At 67.3% G+C, this 22,194-nt stretch carries 14 protein-coding genes and 2 pseudogenes; 8 read left to right on the forward strand and 8 right to left on the reverse strand.

The window, feature by feature from the left end; translation table 11 throughout:
• Positions 1-13 precede the first annotated feature (13 nt).
• The 4 genes and pseudogenes from ACOQPP_RS09960 to brxL all read left to right on the forward strand — a co-directional run bounded on the left by ACOQPP_RS09960 (position 14) and on the right by brxL (position 4,260).
• The gene (locus ACOQPP_RS09960; RefSeq protein WP_419165464.1) at positions 14-85 is read left to right on the forward strand and encodes a DUF4160 domain-containing protein; all 72 of its coding nucleotides are present in this window, start codon (positions 14-16) and stop codon (positions 83-85) included.
• Positions 86-178: 93 nt separating this feature from the next.
• Positions 179-1,114 (forward strand): hypothetical protein, encoded by a 936-nt coding sequence (locus tag ACOQPP_RS09965; RefSeq protein ID WP_420636508.1) that lies wholly within the window; start codon positions 179-181, stop codon positions 1,112-1,114.
• Positions 1,115-1,777: 663 nt separating this feature from the next.
• Positions 1,778-2,002, forward strand: coding sequence for a hypothetical protein (locus ACOQPP_RS09970; protein WP_420636427.1), 225 nt, complete (start codon positions 1,778-1,780; stop codon positions 2,000-2,002).
• A gap of 216 nt (positions 2,003-2,218) precedes the next feature.
• Positions 2,219-4,260 (forward strand): annotated as a pseudogene (gene brxL, locus ACOQPP_RS09975) (BREX system Lon protease-like protein BrxL).
• A 24-nt stretch (positions 4,261-4,284) separates the two neighbouring features.
• On the opposite strand, the gene ACOQPP_RS09980 reads toward brxL, so the two are convergent.
• The gene (locus ACOQPP_RS09980; protein WP_420636428.1) at positions 4,285-4,572 is read right to left on the reverse strand and encodes an STAS-like domain-containing protein; all 288 of its coding nucleotides are present in this window, start codon (positions 4,570-4,572) and stop codon (positions 4,285-4,287) included.
• 187 nt (positions 4,573-4,759) lie between these two features.
• Between ACOQPP_RS09980 and ACOQPP_RS09985 the strand changes: the two genes are divergently transcribed.
• A complete protein-coding gene (locus ACOQPP_RS09985; protein WP_420636429.1) occupies positions 4,760-5,980 on the forward strand; it encodes an ISL3 family transposase in 1,221 nt (406 codons plus the stop codon).
• Here the strand turns inward: ACOQPP_RS09985 and ACOQPP_RS09990 are convergent.
• The 5 genes from ACOQPP_RS09990 to ACOQPP_RS10010 all read right to left on the reverse strand — a co-directional run bounded on the left by ACOQPP_RS09990 (position 5,964) and on the right by ACOQPP_RS10010 (position 13,411).
• Positions 5,964-6,938, reverse strand: a complete 975-nt coding sequence (locus ACOQPP_RS09990; RefSeq protein WP_420636430.1) for a hypothetical protein — start codon at positions 6,936-6,938, stop codon at positions 5,964-5,966. The genes ACOQPP_RS09985 and ACOQPP_RS09990 overlap by 17 nt on opposite strands.
• 410 nt (positions 6,939-7,348) lie before the next feature.
• On the reverse strand, positions 7,349-8,530 hold the full coding sequence (locus tag ACOQPP_RS09995) for a 6-bladed beta-propeller (protein WP_420636431.1): 1,182 nt from the start codon (positions 8,528-8,530) through the stop codon (positions 7,349-7,351).
• A 403-nt stretch (positions 8,531-8,933) separates the two neighbouring features.
• Positions 8,934-11,099 (reverse strand): prolyl oligopeptidase family serine peptidase, encoded by a 2,166-nt coding sequence (locus ACOQPP_RS10000; RefSeq protein WP_420636432.1) that lies wholly within the window; start codon positions 11,097-11,099, stop codon positions 8,934-8,936.
• A 51-nt stretch (positions 11,100-11,150) separates the two neighbouring features.
• On the reverse strand, positions 11,151-12,008 hold the full coding sequence (locus ACOQPP_RS10005; RefSeq protein ID WP_420636433.1) for a hypothetical protein: 858 nt from the start codon (positions 12,006-12,008) through the stop codon (positions 11,151-11,153).
• An 8-nt stretch (positions 12,009-12,016) separates the two neighbouring features.
• Positions 12,017-13,411 (reverse strand): c-type cytochrome, encoded by a 1,395-nt coding sequence (locus ACOQPP_RS10010; RefSeq protein WP_420636434.1) that lies wholly within the window; start codon positions 13,409-13,411, stop codon positions 12,017-12,019.
• A 268-nt stretch (positions 13,412-13,679) separates the two neighbouring features.
• Between ACOQPP_RS10010 and ACOQPP_RS10015 the strand changes: the two genes are divergently transcribed.
• Both ACOQPP_RS10015 and ACOQPP_RS10020 read left to right on the forward strand, forming a co-directional pair.
• Entirely contained in the window at positions 13,680-15,218 is a 1,539-nt protein-coding gene (locus ACOQPP_RS10015; protein ID WP_419165450.1) for an IS1380 family transposase, read from the forward strand.
• 420 nt (positions 15,219-15,638) lie between these two features.
• Positions 15,639-15,998: a transposase gene (locus ACOQPP_RS10020; protein ID WP_419165465.1), complete on the forward strand. Its 360-nt coding sequence runs from the start codon at positions 15,639-15,641 to the stop codon at positions 15,996-15,998.
• 50 nt (positions 15,999-16,048) lie between these two features.
• On the opposite strand, the gene ACOQPP_RS10025 is transcribed toward ACOQPP_RS10020, so the two are convergent.
• Positions 16,049-17,398 carry a choice-of-anchor B family protein gene (locus ACOQPP_RS10025; protein ID WP_419165451.1) on the reverse strand — a complete coding sequence of 450 codons (1,350 nt, stop codon included), beginning with the start codon at positions 17,396-17,398 and terminating at the stop codon, positions 16,049-16,051.
• Positions 17,399-17,916: 518 nt separating this feature from the next.
• On the opposite strand from ACOQPP_RS10025, the gene ACOQPP_RS10030 reads away from it, so the two are divergent.
• Positions 17,917-20,328, forward strand: a complete 2,412-nt coding sequence (locus ACOQPP_RS10030; RefSeq protein WP_420636435.1) for a M66 family metalloprotease — start codon at positions 17,917-17,919, stop codon at positions 20,326-20,328.
• Between the two features lie 306 nt (positions 20,329-20,634).
• On the opposite strand, the pseudogene ACOQPP_RS10035 reads toward ACOQPP_RS10030, so the two are convergent.
• A pseudogene (locus ACOQPP_RS10035) lies at positions 20,635-22,160 on the reverse strand (IS1380 family transposase).
• Between the last annotated feature and the right edge of the window lie 34 nt (positions 22,161-22,194).

Raw genomic sequence — 22,194 nt, forward strand, 5'->3', positions numbered from 1 at the left:
CATCGTCATCCGCATGTATTTCCGGGAACATGGTCCGCCCCATTTCCACGCGGAATACGGTGGCACAGGCCGTTGTGGGCATTGACGATCTCGCAGTGCTCAAGGGACGGATTCCGCCAAGGGCGCCGGGCTTCGTAGTCGAGTGGGCCTCACTTCACCAAGCGGAGTTGCACTCGGCGTGGGCGCGGGCACAACGCCACGAAGCGCCGGGGACGACGAGCAGGTGGTGCGGGAGCTGCGCGCCGAACGCGAGACCTTCGTGTGCGAGGGCCAGTTCGGCGACGCGTTGCAGCGGATTCTGGAGCGCCACCTGACGAACCTCGACGGATCGCGCCAGGATTCGGTGTGGGTGAGCGGGTTCTTCGGGAGCGGCAAGTCGCACCTGCTCAAGATGCTGGCCCACCTGTGGGCCAATACTCAATTGGAGGATGGGGCCACCACGCGGGGGCTCGTGCCGAGAGGGCTGCCGTCCGGGGTCGAGGCCGCGCTTCGGGAGCTTGATGGTCGGGCGAAACGGACGGGCATCTCCGCGGTCGCCGCGGCGGGTTCTCTCCTCGGCGGGAACGTCGACCATGTACGGCAGACCGTGCTCTCCGTGCTGCTGGGGGCGTGTGGATGGCCGACCCAGTATCTCGAGGTCGAAGTCGCGGTGCACCGGGAGCGGCTGCTGAGCACCGCCGTACAGGAAATCGTGTCGAGGATCCGGCTCCCCCACGGGGAGGCGAAGCAGCGCCGCAAGCTGGCGCTGCATACGAACACGGACCCGGACGGGGGAGACGGCGACGCGGTGCGGGTGTGGCTTCGCGACGAGTGGTCCTGCTCGTGGAAGGAAGTGCTGGGGGAGGCGAGAGGGCGCGGAATGGAGGACCCCGTGCTACAGGGGGGCGGAGGCGAACTCCACGGCGACGATCTTCAGGCCCGCATCGAGACCGGCGCTGAAGCATCGCTGGCGCGCCTGTCCCCACGCTTCCCTGACGGGGACCACCGGGCGTGGGGGGTCGCCCTCAAACGGGCGCGCGACGGGTCCGACGCGCCGCTCGTCGTCGTCGGGTGGGACCAGTCGGTGGCGGACCACCCCGTCGCCCGCGAGGTGCTCGGCGCGATGTCGGACTGACCCTCCCCCAGCCGCTCCAGGTCCAGACAACCGACGCCCTGAGCAAGGCCCTTGATGCCCGCAGCCTATCGGCCTGGCAGTCGGGTATCGACGCCGTGCCCGGCCGGGCCGGCAAAGCAATGACCGAGGCTGTCCGACACCTCCCGCCCGACGATCCACCGGTCACGACAGTCGATGTCCGTCGCGGAACGCTGGATGACGAAACAGCCGTCCAGGACTGGTTGGCGGAACACCAACGGAAGCTGACGGAGGCGGTCCGACACGGACCGGTGATCGTGCGCTGAACGGTGCTTCCGCTATCACGGGTTGTTCGAAAACGATCGGTCGGCACGTTATCTTCATGGTCGGGAGTGTACCACTCGGCTCGAAATAGAGGAGCGGACATGACGATGCTGCGGGAAGGGATTCTGCTCAGAGAATACCTGATGGAGGGTCGCGGCGGGACATTCTCAAGTTCTCGTGACCGCGCCGGGAAGATTCGTTGCCCGAAATGCGACGGCCAACTCCTGGAATCGTACAGCGACGGACGCCATACTTGCGCCGTGTGCAACTCATTTTTGTGTACGGTGTGAGGTATGGTCTCACGCCAAGAGAAGAACGCAGTCTCGCCAAGCGGATAGCCTTCGATAACAAGGCGGCGAGGCGTTCCAAGGAGGCGAAGCCATGACGGATCAGATCACCGTGTCGGTGGACCCGGACGTAGCGGAAGCGTATCGCTCGGTTTCCGATATGGACCGCCGCAAGCTGGATCTGTTGGTGAACCTACGCTTGCGTGATGCTACGCAGGACCGGCAATCGCTTCGCGAGATCATGCGTGACATCAGCCGGGACGCGCAGCGACGGGGACTCACGCCGGAGACCCTGCAGACAATCCTGGATGGGCGTTGAGGAGAGATGTCTTCCCACGACCTCATTCTGGAGTTGGCCGTCAACGGCGACGCATCCTGCATCGTGACCGGAGACGCGGATCTGCTCGCCCTGCATCCCTTCTCTGGTGTGCAGATCGTCACTCCCTCCGAATATCTACGATCTCCAGTTTGACGGGCACGCCCGCGGCCAATTGTAGCGGACGAGCCGGGGATCCATGGTCTTCAGCTGGATTCGATGGACGTCACGGCGGACACGGCGTTCCCGGGCTACCTGGTGCGCAAGGATCTGGTGCGGCGCTATGCCCGCGAGTACCCGGTGCCGACCTACGTCGTCGAGTTCCTCCTCGGCCGATACTGCGCAAGCGTGGACGAGGCGGAGATCGAGGAGGGCCTGGCCATCGTGCAGAAGCAACTCGATGGCCGCACGATCCGCGCCGCCGAGCAGGAGATCTTCAAGTCCAGGGCTCGGGAGGAAGGCACCGTCCGACTCATCGACATCATCCGGGCCCGCCTCGATGCGAAGAACGACTGCTACCTCGCCGAGCTGCCGAGTCTCGCACTACGGGACGCGCGGATCGGCACCCGGCTCGTCACCCGGCTCGTCACGGAGAATCAGCGCATGCTCGCCGACGGCTTCTACGCGGAGGTGACGCTCGAATACGACCCTGTCATCGCGTTGGAGCGGAACTGGCGCCCCTTCGGCATCCAGACGCTGCGCCCCATCCAGATGTCGAGCCCGAACGTGCTCGACGTGCTGTCCCGCGGCCGGCGCCACTTCACGACGAAGGAATGGATCGACTTCCTCCTCCGCTCGACCGGCCTCGAGCCTGACACGCTGGACGACCGCGCCAAACGGGTTGTCCTTCTGCGGCTCATCCCGTTTGTCGAGCGCAACTACAACCTTGTGGAACTTGGGCCGCGCGGAACCGGGAAGAGCCACGTCTACCAGCAGCTCTCCCCCTTCTCCCACCTCAACTCGGGCGGGAAGGCGACCGTTGCCAAGATGTTCGTCAACATGGCCAACGGTCAGCGCGGTCTCGTGTGCCACTACGACGTCGTGTGCTTCGACGAGATCGCCGGCGTCTCCTTCGACCAGAAGGACGGCGTCAACATCATGAAGGGCTACATGGCGTCGAGGGAGTTGAGCCGCGGCAAGGAGAGCATTCGCGCCGAGGGCTGCATGGTGATGGTCGGCAACTTCAACGTGTCGGTCGACCAGCAGCAGCGCATCGGACACCTCCTGAGCCCGCTCCCGAAGCAGATGCGCGACGACACCGCGTTCCACGACCGGATCCACTCGTACGCTCCGGGCTGGGACTTCCCGAAGCTCGACCCCAGAGAACACCTCACGGACCACTTCGGCCTCGTCAACGACTTCCTGAGCGCCTGCTGGACCAGCCTGCGCGCGCAGTCGCGGCTCCCCAAGATCCAGAACCGCGTCTTCTGGGGCGGCGCCCTCTCCGGCCGCGACATCGAAGCAGTCCACAAGACCGTCTCGGGACTCCTCAAGTTGATCTTCCCCGACCCAGACATGGAGATCGAGGACGAGGATCTGGAATGGATGGTGCGGCTCGCACTCGAGTCACGCCGCCGCGTGAAGGAGCAGCAGAAGCGCTGCCTCAAGGCCGAGTTCCGGAACACGCACTTCTCGTTCACCCTCGGCGTGGACGGCACCGAGCAGTTCGTCGCCACCCCGGAACTCCACAGCGACGAGGCGATCGACCCCGATCCCCTCCCCCCGGGCCAGGTGTGGGCGATAGGCCCAGGCCTCGCCGAGACCGGGCCGGGTCTCTACCGGATCGAGGTCACCGAGGGTCCCGCAGCGGCACAAAGATCCTGAACCATCCCGTCCCACCCGCCTTCCGCGAGAGCGTGAAGGTGGCCGAACAGAATCTCTACGCCGGCGCCGCAAGCCTTATCGGTGACCGGGATGCCCGCGCCCACGAGTACACGGTACAACTCCGACCCTTCGACGCGGACACCTCCGGGACTCGCCTCGGCGTACCGGTCTTGGCCGCGTTCGTCGGAGCCCTCCTCGACCGCGGCACCCGCGGCGGCGCGATCATCACGGGTCCCCTAAACCTCGGCGGCTCCCTCGACCAACTCGCAGACCCAGTCGCCATCGCCGAACTCGCCGTGGACAAGGGAGCTTCTGTTCTACTCCTCCCTGTCACCGCCCGCCGCGAGCTGATGAGCCTTCCCGACGATATCTGGACCAAGCTCAACATCGAGTTCTACAGCGACGCCGCCGACGGCGTCTTCAAGCTCCTCGAGTAGACCGCTCTCTCCCGGCTTCGCTCGTCACAGGCCGGTTCGTGATCGCTGTCGCATAGCACGATCGACCAACTCCGACACGATCCGCGACATCCCTTGGAGAGTGATGGTTTGCATGAATTGAAGCGGACCTACTTCCACGAGCAGCTTTCCGAACACCTCATCCGCAAAGCTGCTCGAAACAAGCGGCACATCCGAGAAGTCGACGACCACCCTTCGCCCGCCGCTCATCTTCACGATGTTTCTTAGCTTCGCCCGCAGGGGAGCCCCGGCACGCCGGGCTCCGAACGAGTCTGCTTCTTCCGCCAACTTCACGAGAAGGACATCGCTGTCGTCCAGCTCAAAATGGGCTCTTCGCTGTTCGGGGTGGATGAGGGGCGGTAGAGTGGCGGCACCGGCGGCGTTGGCCGCCGGTGCCCGAGCGGGTCCGTGACGTGCCCGGTGGTCTCCGGGGCCGGCCGGGGCGGTGGAGGGATGCGGAGCGGCCGGGCGGGACGGCGGCATGGCGGAGAGGGGACTGTTCGAGCGGGCGCTGGGGCTGGAGTGGCCGTGGCGGGTGGAGCGGACGGAGTTCGACGCGGCGGAACGCCGCCTGGACCTGCATCTGGACTTCGAGCCGGGCGGAACGTTCGACTGCCCCTCGTGCGGGCGGAAGGGCTGCAAGGCGCACGACGCGAGCCCGAAGCGATGGCGGCACCTGGACTTCTTTCAGCACCGGGCCTACCTGCACGCGCGGGTGCCGCGGGTGAGGTGTCCGGCGTGCGGGGTGAGGCAGGCGAAGGTGCCGTGGGCGGAGCCGGGCTCGGGCTTCACGCTGTGGTTCGAGGCGCTGGCGGTGGCCCTGGCGCGGGAGATGCCGGTGCGGGCGGTGGCCCGGCTGGTGGGCGAGCACGACACGCGGCTGTGGCGGCTTCTGAAGCGCCGCGTGGGGGAGGCCCGGGCGGAGGCGGACTTCTCCGCGGTGCGCGCGGTGGCGGTGGACGAGACGGCGTGCCGGCGGGGCCACGACTACATCACGCTGTTCGCGGATCTGGACCGTTCGCGGCTTCTGTACGCGACGCCGGGGCGCGACGCCTCGGTCGTGAGCCTGTTCCGGGAGGATCTCGAGGCGCGCGGGGGCCGGGCCGGGAGCGTCCGGGACCTCTGCATGGACATGTCGGCGGCCTACATGAAGGGGGCGCGGGAGGCGTTCCCGGAGGCCGGCGTCACCTTCGACCGCTTCCACGTCCAGCGGGTCATGAACCGGGCGGTGGATGAGGTGAGGCGCGCCGAGCGCAAGGAGCGCCCCGAGCTGAACCGCACCCGCTACCTGTGGCTCAAGAGGCGCGGCGGGCTCACCGCCTCCCAGCGCGAGTGGATCGGCGAACTGCTCGATCCGTCGCGGCGGAGCCTGAAGACGGCCCTCGCCTACCGGTTCAAGCTCGCCTTCGAGGCGTTCCGGACCCTCCCGCCCCGGCTGGCCGAGGTCTACCTCGAGAGATGGTGTCTTTGGGCCGGCAAAAGCGGTCTCCAGCCCGTCATCGACGCGGCGAAGACGATCGAGAAGCACTGGGACGGCATCCTCCTCTGGTTCCGCTCGAGGATCAGCAACGGCATGATCGAGGGCATCAACTCGCTCGTCCAGGCCGCCAAGGCCAGGGCCCGAGGCTACCGGACCACCGAGAACTTCATCACTGTCGCCTATCTCGTGTGCGGCAAACTCAACTTCAACCTACCCACATGAAACAGCGAGGAACCTCAAAATGTGACTCTATGTAGTCCAATGGTTCGTGTCGCCGCCCGCCGAACCGCAGACCCTCGCCAAGGGCGTCCGTATCCGAAACGTCCAAGGCGGCAATGACCAACGTGCCCCGGAATGGAACCTGCTCGCTGAGGGTGCGTTGGTCGCCGGATCTGTACGCGAAGCGAGCGTAGCTCGAATGAACCTGCAGATAGCCCGAGCCCACTTGGCACAACTCCAAGGTCCCAAACAACCCGTTGCCTTGACCTAAGGAGCTATTGCCTGTGACGCCTTCACGAATGGCTCGATCAAGGGCTTCCGGATCGGAACGAAGCTCGGGGTGGCCAACGCGAAGCGACTGAGGGATTCCGATCCCCGGATCGGCCACAACGAACTCGACACGTCCGGACTGCTTGTAGTTCACGAGCTGCGCCAAACCGCCGATCGGTGAATCCGCGTGATTCATCACGTTGTCAGTAATCTCGTTCAACGCCCATTCGATCGCACCTAAGTCCCCGCGCGAGAATTCTGTTTGGGAGCACAGGATTGCGTCGACCATTCGATCAACCAGCGATTGTTGTTGACTTGGCGTCTCGAACTGAGTCATCGGCACCCGGACATAGCCCCGGTAACCTGACTCGGCATAGCGCTCCGGCTGAATGTGGTGAGCCCAATTCGAGTTGATGAACATCCTTCCGAGCCATTCGTGCGTCGGCACACGTAGGTCGAAATCGACTCCGGTTGCGCGCCGCCGCGAGACTTCAGAGCATAACGCCAGCATTGGCCCTGGGAAGGCTGCGGTGCACTCGGTGAAATCCAGAACGATGTCCGCAAAACCTCGCTTCGTTATGGTCCGGTGCAGCATGGCCAGAAGCCGTCGATAGTCGGTCGCGGTTAACCCGCCGGCCACCGAAACGACGTTGTTGGAACGACTCAGCTGTAACGGTTTGGTTCTGGTCAATGTTCGTGAGCTTCCGGTAAGGGTCAGGGGCGCGGGCCGTCGCGTCGACCGCGGGGCGTCAGGCTGTTCTCAGCGGACCCGGAACCAAGTGGTTGACGCGGCCGACCCGGAATGGGGGTAGGATCGCAATGGCCGATCCATCGCTCCACGTCGAGTACCACGCGTGGACAGCAGCACCGAGCACAGCAAGCGGTTCGTAGTAGCCCGGGTCATGAGGGCGTTGCTACCGCTGCAAGGAGGCAACTTCGGTGATCGGCGGGATCTGTTCAAGACTCCGAATCGCCGATTCGCCTTGGAACAGCGTGAAGAAAACCGAAGTCCGATTGTGCGATCGCGGCGCCGGTGTAGAGATGCCTGGCTCCCCGAAGGGACACATGACCGACCTTTCGGCCACCCGCCCTTCCCGGCGTCTACCGCGTGTCGACGCGGTACTTCACGATGCGGGGGAGGTCGAAGGCTCCCGGCTCCAGCAGCCAGACATATCCATCGCCCGCGGCCAGGGGACGCTGGTAGTCGGCGAGCGTGGTCCGGGCCAGCGGGCCCACACCTTCCTGCGCGATCAGCCACTTCCGCTGTGAGGCTGCGGCTTCGCGGCCGATCCAGATGTTGCCTCCGGAGCCTTGCACCAGATCCGTGAGCGCCGGGTGAAACTCCGGAGTCCTTATCTGGCGCCTCAGTTCCCTCGCGATTTCCGGACGCGGACGCGATGTCGGGTCCCGGGTTCCGGGTGGGTTCGAAAGCATGCCGCCCAACTCGTCCACCACGCGGTCCACATCCTCGGATGTGATTCGCCTCGGCCCATATCGGACCGCGACCGCCGTGTCGACAGCCCCATCGAACTGGACCCGCTCCACGACGATGAATCCGTCGTCGTCTTCCGCGGAGGCGCGCGCCGCCAGCGCGTAGGACTCCGGCCCTCCGAACGCGACCGGCTCCCACTCGACGAAGGGCTGCGGCCGCGGGACCACCATGCCCCCGGTGCTGACCTGCAGCATGTCGTCACGGACTTCGGTGGCGATGAGCGTATCCACCACCCCCGCGCCCGACCCTTCCTCCGCGCGCCACCGCCACCAGACCGCGAGACGTGATCCGGCCGGTGCCCCTGGACTCACCAATGACAGCGGGTTTCCAACGATGGATCCGTCGGCCGCGAGGGTCAGGAAACTCGGCACGCCGCGAACCGATGGAGGCGGCGTGATGATCTCCAGCAGCGACCCGTCCGACAGAAACCGGGTGACGCGCCCGGACATCGCATCCCCCGTCCATAGCGTGTCTCCGTGCATGCCCAGACCGGTCAGCGACCGGAACTCGCCCGGGCCGTCCCCCTGCCGGCCGATCTCACCCCGATACGCACCGTCCGGATCGAACACCAGCACTTCGGTCGAGCCGCCGACAAAGACGGTCCCGTCGGGTGACTCCACTAGGCTCGAGACTCGCCCGGCAATCGGCGCTTCCGACAGATCGAGTTCGAGAACCTCCACCAGCGTCGCCACCGGCAGGTCGTCCTCGTGACGGATCTCCCTGCCCTCCTGGCAGACGGCGGCCGCCGGGAGGAGCATCGCAAGCGTGAAGGGCGCCGTAACCACGGTCACGGGTGTCGCGTCCAGACCCGCTCGCTACCCGCAATCTTCTCCATGGTGTCCCGCATCTCCGGCGCCGGGTCGTTCGAAGCTCCCTGTCCCGCGTTCGACCCGCGGGTCCCGCAGCAGGTTGCCCCCCATTCGCCCCAACTCGACCGACTCACGGCCTCCCGGCGTCCTTCAGGCGTCGAAGGTTGTCTTCGCTCAGATCGACGGGCCCGAGCGTCTCGGACCGGAGTTGTATTCGATGCAGCAGCGCTTCGACATCGATGGCCCTCGGACGCACCGGATCTGCCGGAGGGGTGCTGGTTTCTTCGTTCAAATCGCCGTGTTTGCGCATGGCCGTCCCCCGGATTCCTCTGGGACTTCGCGATTCAAGATAGGCGAAGGAGGGCGACCGAGCCTGGTTTGGGCGTCAGGGGGCGCCGAGTTGCTGCAGCAGGAAGGCGAGTTCCATCGCCGTGTTGCGCACGTTGCGACTGAAGGCGCGGCCCCCCGCGTGGCCGGCGCGCGGGTCGTAGTCGAGGATCACCGGCAGACCCGACGTCGAGGCGGCCTGGAGGCGGGCCGTCATTTTGCGCGCCTGCAGCGGGGGCACCCGCGTGTCGAGATCTCCCTGGGTGAGCATGACCGCCGGATAGTCGACTCCGTCGCGCACGTTCTGGTACGGGGAGAAGGTGCGCAGGACCTCGAACTCCTCCGCCACGGCCGCGTTCCCGTACTCGAGCAGGGCCGGCATGTTGTTCGCGTCGGTGAACTGGTAGAAGCGGACCATGTCGAGGTCGGGGAAGCCGCAGAAGACGGCGCGGAAGAGGTCCGGCCGCTTGGTGAGCGCGCTGCCGACGAGCAGGCCGCCGTTGCTGCCGCCCCGGATCGCGAGCCGGTTCGGATTCGTGTAGCCGTTGTCGACGAGCCACTCGGCGGCGGCGATGAAATCGGCGAAGACATTCGGCTTGTTCTCCAGCATGCCGTCCCGGTGCCACTCCTCGCCGAACTCGCCCCCGCCCCGCAGCGTCGCGATGGCGTACACGCCGCCCCGCTCCATCCACGCAGCGGCCCGGGCGTCGAAACGGGGCAGCAGGTTCACGTTGAAGCCGCCGTACCCGTACAGGAGGGCGGGTCTTCGCCCGTCTAGCGCCAGTCCCGCGCGGTGCGCGATGTACATCGGAGCCCGGGTTCCATCCTCCGAGGTGTACCAGACCTGCTTCAACTCATACTCCGAACCGTCGAAGGGGACGGACGACGGCAACCAGTCCTCCGTCTCCATCGTCTCCAGGTCCAGCTTCACGACGGTGGAGGGAGTGAGGAGCGAGGTCAGCGTGAGGAGGGCCTCGTCCCCGTCCTCTCCGTGTGAACGCAGCGTCGCCACATGGTGCGCCGGGATCGGGATCTCGCCCTTCACCGCCCCGTTGGGGCCGTAGCGCACGATCCGGCTGCTCACGTTGCGCAGGTAGTCGGCGTACAGATCGTCGCCGATGAATCGGTAGCCGGTCAGGAGGTCGTCGGCCTCGGGCAGCACCTCCCGCCACGCGGCCGGGTCCGGGTCGGGATTCGCGGGGTCCACCGCGAGCAGGCGGTTCCTCGGTGCATCCAGGTTCGTGAGCAGGAAGAGTTCGTCCTCGACGAAGCGGGTGCTGAAGCGCGCGGGCGCTCCGACGACCAGCGGCGCCGGGGCAGCCCCGGAGCGCCGGTCGTGCAGGTAGACGTCGGTCCGCGCCCAACCGTGCTGCACGGTGTACACGAGCCACCGGCCATCGCCGCCCAGTGAGAAGTTGACGAACCGCTCCGGTCCGTGCCCCTCTCCGAACAACTCCTCGTCCTCCTCGATGTCGGTCCCCAGCCGGTGATACCGGATCCGGGCGCCCGTCTCCCGCGACCGGCGGCTGTAGTAGAAGCCGTCGCCTTCCGGGTCGAAGGCGATGTTGCCGTACAGGTAGGGCGGCAGGCGGTCGGGCAGATCCTCGCCGGAAGCCAGGTCGCGGATCCGGACCTCCCGCTCGTCGCGGCCGCCATCGCGGATCGCGTACAGCATGAGACGGCCATCGGGAGAGAAGTCCAGGATGCTCACGCTGGTGGTGCCATCGGGGTGGAGATCCAGCGGGTCGATCACGACCTCGAACTCGCCGGTGGGATCCACCGGACCCTCGTCGGGTTCCTCCGGCGCCGGCCGGCGGTAGATCGCTCCGACTTCCCCGCCCGGCTTCCGAAACGAGAAGTACTCGTACTCGCCCGCCCGGCGCGGGAAGATCGCCCCGGGCACGTCCATCAACTCGCGGAGGCGCCCCTCCAGCTCCGTCCGCAGCGGCGTGTCGCCCACGATCTGCTGCGCGTAGGCGTTCTGCTCGGCGATCCAGGCGCGCGTCTCGGCGCTCTCCTGGTCCTCCAGCCACCGGTAGTCGTCCGTGAACGCGACCGCGTGCAGCGTGTCGACCACCGGAACGCGAGCGGTCTCCGGCGGAGCCGGGTAGGTGGGACCGCACGCGGCCACGCAGACTGCGAGCGCGGCCAGCGGGAGCAGCGGGAGCAGCGGGAACGGGCGGCTGCTGGGCGCGGCAATGGCACGGCGCATCGAATCCGCCATGGCGCCTCCTTGTGGGGGTTCGCGCGACCGCTTACCGGGACACGGCCGGCGTCAGGGGGTGACGGTCACCCGGACGTAGGCGTTTGACCAGCAACACTGGTCGCCCCCGGTGCTGTCGTTCGCGTTCCAGTTGTCGACGCGCGCCCGCAGCACGTATTCGCCCGGCTCGGTGAACACGGCGGCCGTCGTCGTCTCGCCGGTCCCCCCCGCGACCGTGATCTGCCACGGTTCGAACGACACTTCCCCGGCGGGTCCCTGGTGCTTGAACCAGGTCACCTCGACGTCGACTTCCTGGTTCACCAAGTCTTCGGGGTCCCGGACCGAGACCTCCTCGGTCCACAGCTGCAGCGTGAGCGGCTCCCCGACCCTCGCGCTACGCGGCTCGGACCAGACGCCCTGCACATGCTGGCCCGGCGGGCCCTCGTCAGAGAAGCGAACGAGCGGCGGCACGGACCCCATCGCCCGGGGCCCGTAGTCGAGCTGCAGCGCGGAGACCCCCACGCGCCCCGGCACGGAGTAGGTCACGCCGTTCGCCGTGATCGTCCACACCACGCGCTGCTCCCCGTCCTCGTAGGAGGCGGGCACGGTGACCGAAAACACGCCCCGGTCCCGGCGCGGCCGCACCGGGAAGTGCGTCGGCTGCACCCCGTCGAACTCGGCCGGCTCGATGGAGTTCTCCGCGCCGATGGGGACTTCGAGAATCTGTTCGGTGTTCAGGTTGAAGAAGCCGAACGAGAGCGTGAACGTGCCGTCGTCGTTCCGGTACCAGCCCTCGAAGAAGGGCGCCACCGGCTCGCCCTGCGGCGGGATGGGCGCGAGCGGCAGCCGCTGTACCTGCTGCGCGGCCGACGGCGCGACCGCCCCCAGCTGCGCGGCGAGCAGGGCGGCCGCGAGACGTCCGGTACGCATGGTTCGGCTCAGTTGTCGCTGTTGCCGTCGTTGTTGCTGTCGTCGGCGTCGTCGTCGCTGGTGAGCGTCTCCCGCTCCTCCACCAGCCGCTCGAAACCGTCTTCCGAGAGGTGCGTTACGGCGAGCCACGCGTGGGACATCTCGTCCCCGGTGCGCGAGCCGCGCGCGTACCAGATCTCCGGGTCCGGCGTCAGATCGTTCTCCTCCGTGTTGTCGTACCACCCCGTCATGACGAGCACCGTCCCGGTCGGGAGCAGCGGCGCCGCATCGTCTTCATAGATGTAGCTGTGGTGCCAGCGCGCGTCGAAGTCCGTGACCATGCTGACGAGTTCGACCTTGCCGTCGGGATAGATCGCCTGGATCGACATCGCATGCAGGTGCACGTGCCCGTGCGGCTGGAAGCTGTCGAGTCTCACCGGATGGTCCCAGCGGTGGAACCCCTGCGTCATGGCCGTACCTCCCGGCGCCAGCGCGATGTCGCCGCGGAGAGGATACAGGCTCAGATCCTGTGTGAACTCCGGCTCGAACCCTTCCCGGTGGAACCAGATCCCGAGTTCGACCTGATCGTCGTCGACTTCATATCCCATGGGATAGTAGTGGGCATCCCACTCGATCATGTCGTTCGCCTTCAACAGCCGTCCGGCGTCGGTCGGCACGATCTCGCCGATCTTGCCCATCGCGTACTCCGACAGGCTCTGGATGCGCTGGTACTCGCCCTCTTCGTCGAGCCGCAGCAGACGGGGGATGGCGTGATGGACGACCTGGCGTCCGGCCGGGAACGAAGGCCGCGTCTCGAAGGCCGTGATCCAGCGGTCCTCCTCGAGTCCGGTCGGGACCCGCGGGCGCCACCAGGTGTCGCCGCCCTCGGCGGGCACGTCGAAGGGCTTCGACTTGATGACATGATCCGGGGGGCCGAGCACGTCCTCGAGCTGCCATTTCTGCTCGTTCGGCCACTCGATCGGGGTCGGCATGTCGGCCGGGTCCCCCTCCGGCGCCCCGGCGTCCGCCCACGCCACGACCGTCTCGATCTCCTCGTCGCTCAGCCGCCAGTCACCCTTGATGTCCTGGATGCCGACGCCCGTGTCGAGGTGGTAGGGCGGCATCAGCCGCTGGGAGACCAGTTCCTTCATGCGGGAGGCCCAGCGCCGCGTGTCGCGGTAGTCGAGGAGCGGCATGGGACCGACGGAGCCCGGCCGGTGGCAGATCTGGCAGTTCGCCTGGAGGATGGGTGCCACATCCTTCGAAAAGGTGACGTCGGCCTCCGCCCCGTTGGCGCCGTTGGCGGTCGGCCCCTGCGCCGCCAATCCGCCGAACGCGAGGCCGAGGGCCAAGGGGGTGATGAATACGGCCGGGGCCGCCGCACGCGACCAGCCATGGCTTGAGCGATCACACAATCCACGCATGAGACGTCCTCCTCTGGAGCGCTGGGACTCGTCCCGTTTCCAACCCGGATAGAGTGCGAAGAAAGGCCCCGTGCCTGCAAGACGGCCCCGCACTCCGATACAGCGAGCGTCCCAGGCCCTTGCGCACCGGTTTCTTGATGCTGTACTAGGCCCAAGACAAGCGCGATTCGTCTCGGACCCCTGTTAAGAAGTACCGGAAAGGCCTATCTTGATTGTAGATAGCGGATTCGGGCGCGGACGCCCGGTCCCAACCAAGGAGGCCTTTCCGGTGAAGAGAATATCGCATCGCAAGAGCAGGAAGAACAGTGCCCGGCGGAAGCGGAAGGTTCGGGCCCGGCACGCGAGGGCGAGGCGGCGGGGCTGCCGGCCGAAGCCGGTGTTCGGGGCGGGCATGGTGCATTACGAGATCGGGGCGCGGACGAGCGCGATGAGCTTCGGGGGCATCGGCGCGGTGCGGCGGCTGGTGGCGAAGCTGGGGCTGGCGCGGGAGATCGACCGGCACCTGGAGCTTCTGCAGCGGCACCTGCCGTACCACGAGTCGGACCACGTGCCGGACATCGCCTACAACCTGCTGTGCGGGGGCGCGCGGCTGGAGGATCTGAACGGCCTGCGCCACGACGCGGCGTACATGGACGCCTTGGGCGCGGAGCTGATCCCGAGTCCGACGGCGGCGGGCGACTTCACGCGACGCTTCTCCGAGTCCGGCGTGATCGAGCTCATGGAGTGCGTCAACGCGGCCGGGCCCAAGCTGTGGCGGGGCCGGGGCCGGGATCTGCCGGGGCCGGTGGCCTACGTGGACGTGGACGGGACGCCGGCGCCCACGCTGGGCCGCAAGAAGGCGGGCATGGACATGTCCCACAAGAAGGTGTGGGGCTACCACCCGCTGGTCGTGTCGCTGGCCAACACGGCCGAGGTGCTCTACGTGGTGAACCGGCCGGGCAACGCGGTGAGCCACTCCGGCGCGGCGGAGTGGATCGACAAGGCCCTCGCACTTGTCTCGCCGCATGTTCCCGGGGTGTGCGTGCGGGGGGACACGGACTTCTCGCTGACCGTCAACTTCGACCGCTGGAGCGAGCGGGCGGACTTCATCTTCGGCTATGACGCGCAGCCAGCGATCATCGAGCGGGCCGAGGCGCTGGAAGAGGAGGACTGGAAGCCTCTGAAGCGCAAGCCGCGCCACACGTCCCGGACGGGGAAGACGCGGAGCAAGCGGGAGGACGTGAAGGGACGGATCGTGCGCGAGCGCGGTTACGTGAACAAGCGGCTCAACTTCGAGGACGTGGCCGAGTACGACTACCGGCCGGGGAAGTGCCGCGGGACGTACCGGATGGTGGTCGTGCGCAAGAACACCGGCAAGATGAAGGGCGAGCTCGCCCTGGTCGACGAGATCCGCTACTTCTTCCACATCACCACCCGGAGGGACCTGGGCGCGGCGGAGGTCGTCCGGCTGGCCAACGCCCGCTGCGACCGGGAGAACGTGATCGAGCAGCTCAAGAACGGGGTGAACGCGCTCCGGGTGCCGGTCTACGACCTGGTGAGCAACTGGGCCTACATGGTGATGGCGGCGCTGGCGTGGAACCTGAAGAGCTTCCTGGCCATGATGATGCACCTAAAGGCCGACCGCCGGAAGTACGTCGCCATGGAGTTCAGGCGCTTCGTCCGCGAGATGATCCTCGTGCCCTGCCAGGTCATCCGCCGGGCCCGGCGGACCACGCTCCGGATCATCGGCTGGCGGCCCACCACAGACCGGCTGTTCAGCGTCTGGCGCACCATCGAGAGGACCGCGTTCCAGACCGGCTTCGGCTGACGCCGCCCCCGGTTCTCCCGCTCGTCCCACGCCTCCACCCGAATCCGCCGGGACCGGTGTCTCCCGGCGCCGAATCACGCCCCCCAAAGCCCCGGCCGACGAGCGAAAAACCCCGCATCCCCGCCCCGGCGCCACCCAAAACCGGCTTCCCGGCACACTCTTCGGCCCATAATCCGCAGCCCAACGTCATAATGACGCCTCGCCAGCGCTACTCGCTTGTTTTAGGCCTAGAGGGCTCGTGGTACAGGCTGTGTCCGTACTCAGTGAGGAGCTGCTTCCACGGCGGGGGCGGGACTTGGCTGCGGTTGTCTTCGAATTTGCGCGCGGGCTCGAAGGAGACCACGAGGGGCTCAAGGTAGACGACGCGGATCACGGACCCGGCCATCGGTCGAGGCCGAGTTGACGCCTATCTTCCAGGCGGTGGCCGTCCTGTCGTGCCGGATCGAAGCCGGATCACGTCGTAGCTCGTCGCTCGCCACGCTCCTCGCCGAGGCCTCCCAGCCCTTGCGCAGACGCGACTACCAGGCGCTCCGGTGCCCGTGCGGAGTGGCTCCCGTCACGCGGCGCTCCGGCAAGTCGGCCATCGTCGTGCGCCGCCTCGCCACCCACCCCCGTCTGCGCGACGCACTGTACCACTGGGCCCGAGCCGCCGTCCGGCACGACCCCGCGAGCAAAGCCAAATCACGCGCGGGTTCGGCATGCGGCCCGATCGATCCTCGGTGTTCGCCCCCGTTCGCAGACCCGGGAAGGCGTCGCCATCGCCGGACTCGAGCCTCTTGACAAACGGTGGGGAGTCCCCCCTCGCGCCCCCAAACCGGAGGGGACCGCCGCTATTGCTGCCGGCGCAGGACGAAGAGGCCTTCGCGCCAACTGGTGGCGACGAAAAGGCCGCTTTCGAAGTAGGGGTAGGTTGACCAGGATCCGAAGCCTTCAGGCTCGGGCACGGTGTCGAAGAACCCCCATTCCAAGGGGTTCGCAGGATCCGTGATGTCGATGACCCGGACACCGAAGTCGTAGTTGGAGTGATAGATCACGTCGCCGTGGACGTACAGGTTGTGGTCGACCGCGGCGGTGGGACCCAGATGCTCTTTCGCAAGGACCGGGTCATCGAGGTCGGTGAGGTCCCACACGAGCATGCGCGTACGCGGTGTCAGCCCTTCAGCCTCGTCCCCTTCATCGTTCTGGTAGAAGTAGCCCTGGTCGGAGCTGAGCCAGCCCTGGTGAATGTAGCTGTGGTCCGCGTAGCCGGCGGTCGACAGGGTGATCGGATTCGTCTTGTCGGTCACGTCCGACACCACAATAACGGTCTCGTTCGAGCCGATGCAGATCTCTTTGCCCGCGTGCTCCGTATCAGGACCCCGATACACGACGCACTGGACATCGTGGGTGTAACCCCTGCCGGCATATCCGGTGCCCTCTACGGCGTGGCAACCCACGAAGGTCGGATTCTTCGGGTCCGACAGGTCGATCATGTGCAGTCCACCCGCACAGGTGTCGCCGCCGCCGTTGCTGCCTACGGCGTAGGCGAAGCCCGTCTCTTCGTTGATCGCGAGGTTGTGGACCGCACTCACGCGCGTGTACCGCCCGTCCGCCCGCAGCTCCGTGAACTCCGTCAGGCCGCGGAGCCGCGTAAGGTCGAGAATCTGCATGCCGTGGCCGGCGATGCCGTCAGCGACGACGTACATGTGATCCGCATACACCTTCATGTCGCGCCACGTACTCGAACCGTGCGGTGCAGCGAGGTACGCGATCGGCCGCGGTACGACCGGGTTGGAGAGATCGACGATCGAGACTCCCTCCCGGCGCCCGACGAGTGCGTATTCGACGCCCGTCTCCGGGTCGGTCCATCCCCAAATGTCGTTCAGGCCAGCGGTCGGCCGCCCCGGTCTCAAGGCGCTCGGCGACACGCGTGCCACCAGATCTACGCCATCGCACGGGAAGATGCCGGCAAGGCCACCGACACATGGCGTCACCTCTGTGGCGGGAGGCGGCAGAGGGGGAGGAGGCGGTGGGGGGGGCGGGGGAGGCGGCGCGGGGGGAGGCGGCGGCGGCGCGGGCGCGGCGACCGGATCCGGGGTCACCGGGCGCGCAGCGTTTTCTCCGCATGCGCCGAGGGCCACGCTCAACGCAAGAACCGGACTCGCGGGCCGGACGGGCACGAAGATACGACTGGGGAACATGCTACTCTACTCCTGGGCTGCGGATCTTAAGTAATATCCGCCTGCGCAAGGTAGGTTCCCTTCTTTCCCGCCGCGCGAGGGTCTCCGCACACACGTCCGCTCGCGCGCGTATGCAGGTGGTCGGGAGGGCCCCGCCCCCCGCGTGGCCGGGGCAGGACGCTGTCGCACAACGCGAAGGTGGCATGTGACAGTTGGGCCGTTTGCCCCCGCCGGGCGGGCGTACAGCCCCGTCCCCGAAGAATGTGACCGCCGGGTGTGACCGGCGTGACAGTGCGCCCGTTTCTTGTTTTCGAAGGGGTGACTTCGCGCCGCACGGATGCGCCGAGAATCGCGCGAACCGTGGTCGGCGCACCCACATAGGTCGAGTGCGGCGCGATAGTTACGACCCGATCACATCAGCATCTCCGGAACATCCCGAACCGTACTGAGTATGCCTCACCAGACGATTGCGCAGCGGTCGGCGTTGCCGCGTTCGGTGCTCGTCGTTCCGGCAGCACCACGCAATGGAGAGATGAGTAATGAGGGGCATCGATCGTATCAGCCCGAAATCGCCGCAGGCGCCGTCGAGACTCCTCCCGGCCATCGCCGTCGCGGTTTCGGCCCTGGCCGTGGTTTCGTGCGGTGATGAGACCGTGGCTCCCCCCGAGCCGCCCAAGCCCCCCGAGGCCCCCGAGCCCCCCAAGCCCCCCGAGCCCCCCGAGCCCCCCGACCCGGGCGGCGATCCGGACCGGGCGGCTTTGGTGGCGTTCTACAACGCCGCCGGGGGAACCGGCTGGCTGTGCAACAGCGGCTGGCTCACGGACGCTCCGCTGGACCGGTGGTGCGGTGTGGAGGTCGATGCGGGGGGACGTGTCACCAGTCTGAAATTGTCGTGGAATCAGATGGAAGGGCGGCTCTCACCCGCGCTTCACCGGCTCGAGTTTCTCAGGGTGCTCGACCTCGCGTATAACCGCCTGGACGGGCCGATACCACCCGAATTCGGCCAGCTCGAGATGCTTGAAGTGCTTGACCTCACCTACAACGGCGCGGACAGGATTCCATCGGAACTCACCACCCTTCCGCGCCTGCGCAGGCTGATTCTGAAGGGGACCTCTCTGGCGGGCCCGTTGCCCCGGGAGCTGGTGAACCTCCCCGAACTCCGCGACCTGGATCTCGCACTGAACGACATCTCCGGATCGCTCCCGCCCGGGCTCACCGGCATGAGACACCTCTCCAGCCTGAGTCTTGCCGACAATCCGGTCACGGGCCCCGTACCCGAGGACATCGGCCGACTCTCGACCCTCACCGCCCTCAACCTGACGAACACCAACATGTCGGGAACCCTCCCGCACAGCCTCACCCGGATTGAAGGACTGGACCTGCTCCTGACCGGGGGCACGGAGCTGTGCGGGCCCGATGATGAGCGATTCTGGGGATGGCTAAGGGTTGTGCAAACTCAGCGGGTCCAGCCTTGCGAGGCATTGGCGTCCGGTTCGACCGCGTATCTGACGCAGGCGGTGCAGTCGCGCCGGTTCCCGGTCCCGCTCGTCGCGGACGAGGAGGCGCTGCTGCGCGTATTCGCGGTCGCGCCGCAGGCCGCGGGGCAACCCATGCCCCCGGTCCGGGCGACCTTCTACCTGGACGGAGCGGAGGCGGAGGTGGTGGAGATCAGCTCCGACGCGTCGTTCATCCGCGATCGGGTCGATGAGAGTTCGCTGACCTCGTCGGCGAACGCCGTGATTCCCGCCTCGGTGATCCGTCCCGGGCTCGAGATGGCGGTGGAGATCGACCCCGACGGCACGCTGGACGCGGCGCTGGGCGTGGCCAGGCGCATACCCGAGACGGGGCGGATCGACGTGGACGTGCGGGAGATGCCCGTCCTGGCCCTTACGCTGATCCCGCTGCTCTACGCTCCGGCCCCCGATTCGTCCCTCCTCGACATTACCGACGGGCTCGAGGCGGAAGACCCGCTGCTGTGGGCCATACGAACGCTCATGCCGGTGCGTGAGCTGGACCTGACGGTCCACGAGCCCGTGACGACGAATTCGACCCACCCCCACGCGTTGGTGCAGGAGACGGAAGCGATCCGGGTCGCGGAACGGGGGCAGGGGTACTACATGGCGACCCTCCCGGAGAGCCAGGCGGACTTCCCCGGCATATCCATCGGTGAGCCGGGCCGGTCGACCTTCGCGATACCCGACGCCTGGGTCATGGTTCATGAACTCGGACACAACCTGGGCCTGCGCCATGCTCCCTGCGGTCCCAATCAGACCAACATCGATTTCGCCTATCCCCATCGCGACGGCTCGATCGGCGCGTGGGGGTACGACTTCGAGGACGGCGCGCTCGTCCCGCCGACCAAACCCGACTTCATGTCGTACTGCGGCCCCGACGTGTGGGTCAGCGAGTACTTCCATGCGAACATGCTGCGCTACCGCTTCGAAGTGGAGGGTAGCGAGAGTGCGGCGGCGACCGCGGCGGGCCCGTCGCTCCTCGTCTGGGGCGGGACCGAACCGAACGGCGCGCCTTTCCTCGAACCCGCGTTCGTGCTGGATGCGCCGGCCGCCTTGCCGTCGTCGTCCGGCCCGTACCGCGTCACGGGCGTCGCTTCCGATGGAGCCACGCTCTTCTCGTTGAGCTTCGACATGCCCCGGAGCTTCGACGGCGAGGGAGGCGCATCGTTTGCCTTCGCCGTCCCCGCGCAGACCTCGTGGGCGGGGCGGCTCCGGCGCATAACGCTTACGGGACCCGACGGCTCCGTTTCGCTGGACGCGCAGACCGAGCGTCCGGCAGCCATGATCCGGAATCCGCGTACCGGCCAGATCCGGGCGATCTACCGTGACCTCCCGTCCACCATGACGCGGGCCGAAGCCGCCGCGCTGTCACCCGAGCCCGGACTTGAGATCCTGTTCAGCCGCGGCCTCCCGGACGCCACGGAGTGGCTGCCGTAAGGAAGCTGTCCCGAGGGGCGACGCCGATGCGCGCGCGAACGTTCGGCGGCGTCCCCTAGCACAGCTAGTCCTAAAACAAGCGAGTAGGGCTGGCGAGGCGTCACTATGACGTTGGATGGCGGATTATGGACCGAAGCGCCTGCCGGGAAGCCATGTTTTGGTGGCGCCGGGGCGGAGGAGCGGGGTGCTTCGCTCGGGCTGGTGGGGCTTTCGGGGGCGTGATTTGGCGCCGGGAGACACCGGTCCCGGCGGCGGAGTCGGAGTCGGCGTCGGCGTCTAAGGAGCGGGAGAGCCGGGGGGGCGGCGTTAGCCGAAGCGGGTCCGTTCGATGGTGCGCCAAGTGCTGAACAGCCGGTCGGTGGTGGGCTGCCAGCCGATGATCCTGAGCGTGGTCCGCCGGGAGCGGCGGATGACCTGGCAGGGCACGAGGATCATCTCGCGGATGAAGCGCTTGAACTCCATGGCGACGTACTTCCGGCGGTCGGCCTTGAGGTGCATCATCATGGCCAGGAAGCTCTTCAGGTTCCACGCCAGCGCCGCCATCACCATGTAGGCCCAGTTGCTGACCAGGTCGTAGACCGGCACCCGCAGCGCGTTCACCCCGTTCTTGAGTTGCGCGATCACGTTCTCCCGGTCGCAGCGGGCGTTGGCCAGCCGGACGACCTCGGCCGCGCTCAGGTCCCTCCGGGTGGTGATGTGGAAGAAGTAGCGGATCTCGTCGACCAGCGTGAGTTCGCCCTTCATCTTGCCGGTGTTCTTGCGCACCACCACCATCCGGTACGTCCCGCGGCACTTCCCCGGCCGGTAGTCGTACTCGGCCACGTCCTCGAAGTTGAGCCGTTTGTTCACGTAACCGCGCTCGCGCACGATCCGTCCCTTCACGTCCTCCCGCTTGCTCCGCGTCTTCCCCGTCGGCGACACATGGCGCGGCTCGCGCTCCAGGCGCGTCCACGCGTCCGCCTCCAGCGCCTCGGCGCGCGCCACGATCGCCGGCTGGGCGTCGTAGCCGAAGATGAAGTCCGCCTTCTCGCTCCAGCGGTCGAAGTTCACCGTCAGAGAGAAGTCGGTGTCCCCGCGCACGCACACCCGCTCGGCATACGGGGCCACGAGGCCGATGGCCCGGTCGATCCACTCCGCCGCGCCGGAGTGGCTCACGGCGTTGCCCGGCCGGTTCACCACGTAGAGCACCTCGTCCGTGTTGGCCAGCGACACGACCAGCGGGTGGTAGCCCCACACCCCCTTGTAGGACTGGTCCATGCCCGCCTTCTTCTTCCCCAGCGTGGGCGCCGGCGTCCCGTCCACATCGATATAGGCCACCGGCCCCGGCAGATCCCGGCCCCGGCCCCGCCACAGCCGCGGCCTGACCGCGTTGACGCACTCCATGAGTTCGATCACGTCGGACTCGGAGAAGCGCCGCGTGAAGTCGCCCGCCGCCGTCGGACTCGGGATCAACTCCGCGCCCAGGGCGTCCATGTAGGCCGCGTCGTGGCGCAGGCCGTTCAGATCCTCCAGCCGCGCGCCCCCGCACAGCAGGTTGTACGCGATGTCCGGCACGTGGTCCGACTCGTGGTACGGCAGGCGTCTCTTCAAGAGGTCAGCCGGGCGTCGATCTCCCGCGCCAGCCCCAGCTTCGCCACCAGCCGCCGCACGGCGCCGATGCCCCCGAAGCTCATCGCGCTCGTCCGCGCCCCGATCTCGTAGTGGACCGCGCCCGCCGAGAACACGGGCTTCGCCCGCGCCCGCCGGCGTCCCGCCTTACAGTGCCGCGCCCGAACCTTCCGCTTCCGCCGGGCACTGTTCTTCCTGCTCTTGCGATGCGATATTCTCTTCACCGGAAAGGCCTCCTGGTTGGGACCGGGCGTCCGC

The organism is Candidatus Palauibacter sp. (assembly GCF_965222475.1).
In the GTDB taxonomy this organism is placed as follows: Bacteria; Gemmatimonadota; Gemmatimonadetes; order Palauibacterales; family Palauibacteraceae; genus Palauibacter.

Excerpts from the sequence above, each read along its gene's own strand:
- ACOQPP_RS10030 (WP_420636435.1), top strand. The coding sequence starts at position 17,917 with ATGAGGGGCATCGATCGTATCAGCCCGAAATCGCCGCAGGCGCCGTCG.
- ACOQPP_RS10010 (WP_420636434.1), bottom strand. The coding sequence starts at position 13,411 with ATGCGTGGATTGTGTGATCGCTCAAGCCATGGCTGGTCGCGTGCGGCG.
- ACOQPP_RS10005 (WP_420636433.1), bottom strand. The coding sequence starts at position 12,008 with ATGCGTACCGGACGTCTCGCGGCCGCCCTGCTCGCCGCGCAGCTGGGG.
- ACOQPP_RS10025 (WP_419165451.1), bottom strand. The coding sequence starts at position 17,398 with ATGTTCCCCAGTCGTATCTTCGTGCCCGTCCGGCCCGCGAGTCCGGTT.
- ACOQPP_RS10000 (WP_420636432.1), bottom strand. The coding sequence starts at position 11,099 with ATGGCGGATTCGATGCGCCGTGCCATTGCCGCGCCCAGCAGCCGCCCG.
- ACOQPP_RS09985 (WP_420636429.1), top strand. The coding sequence starts at position 4,760 with ATGGCGGAGAGGGGACTGTTCGAGCGGGCGCTGGGGCTGGAGTGGCCG.
- ACOQPP_RS09970 (WP_420636427.1), top strand. The coding sequence starts at position 1,778 with ATGACGGATCAGATCACCGTGTCGGTGGACCCGGACGTAGCGGAAGCG.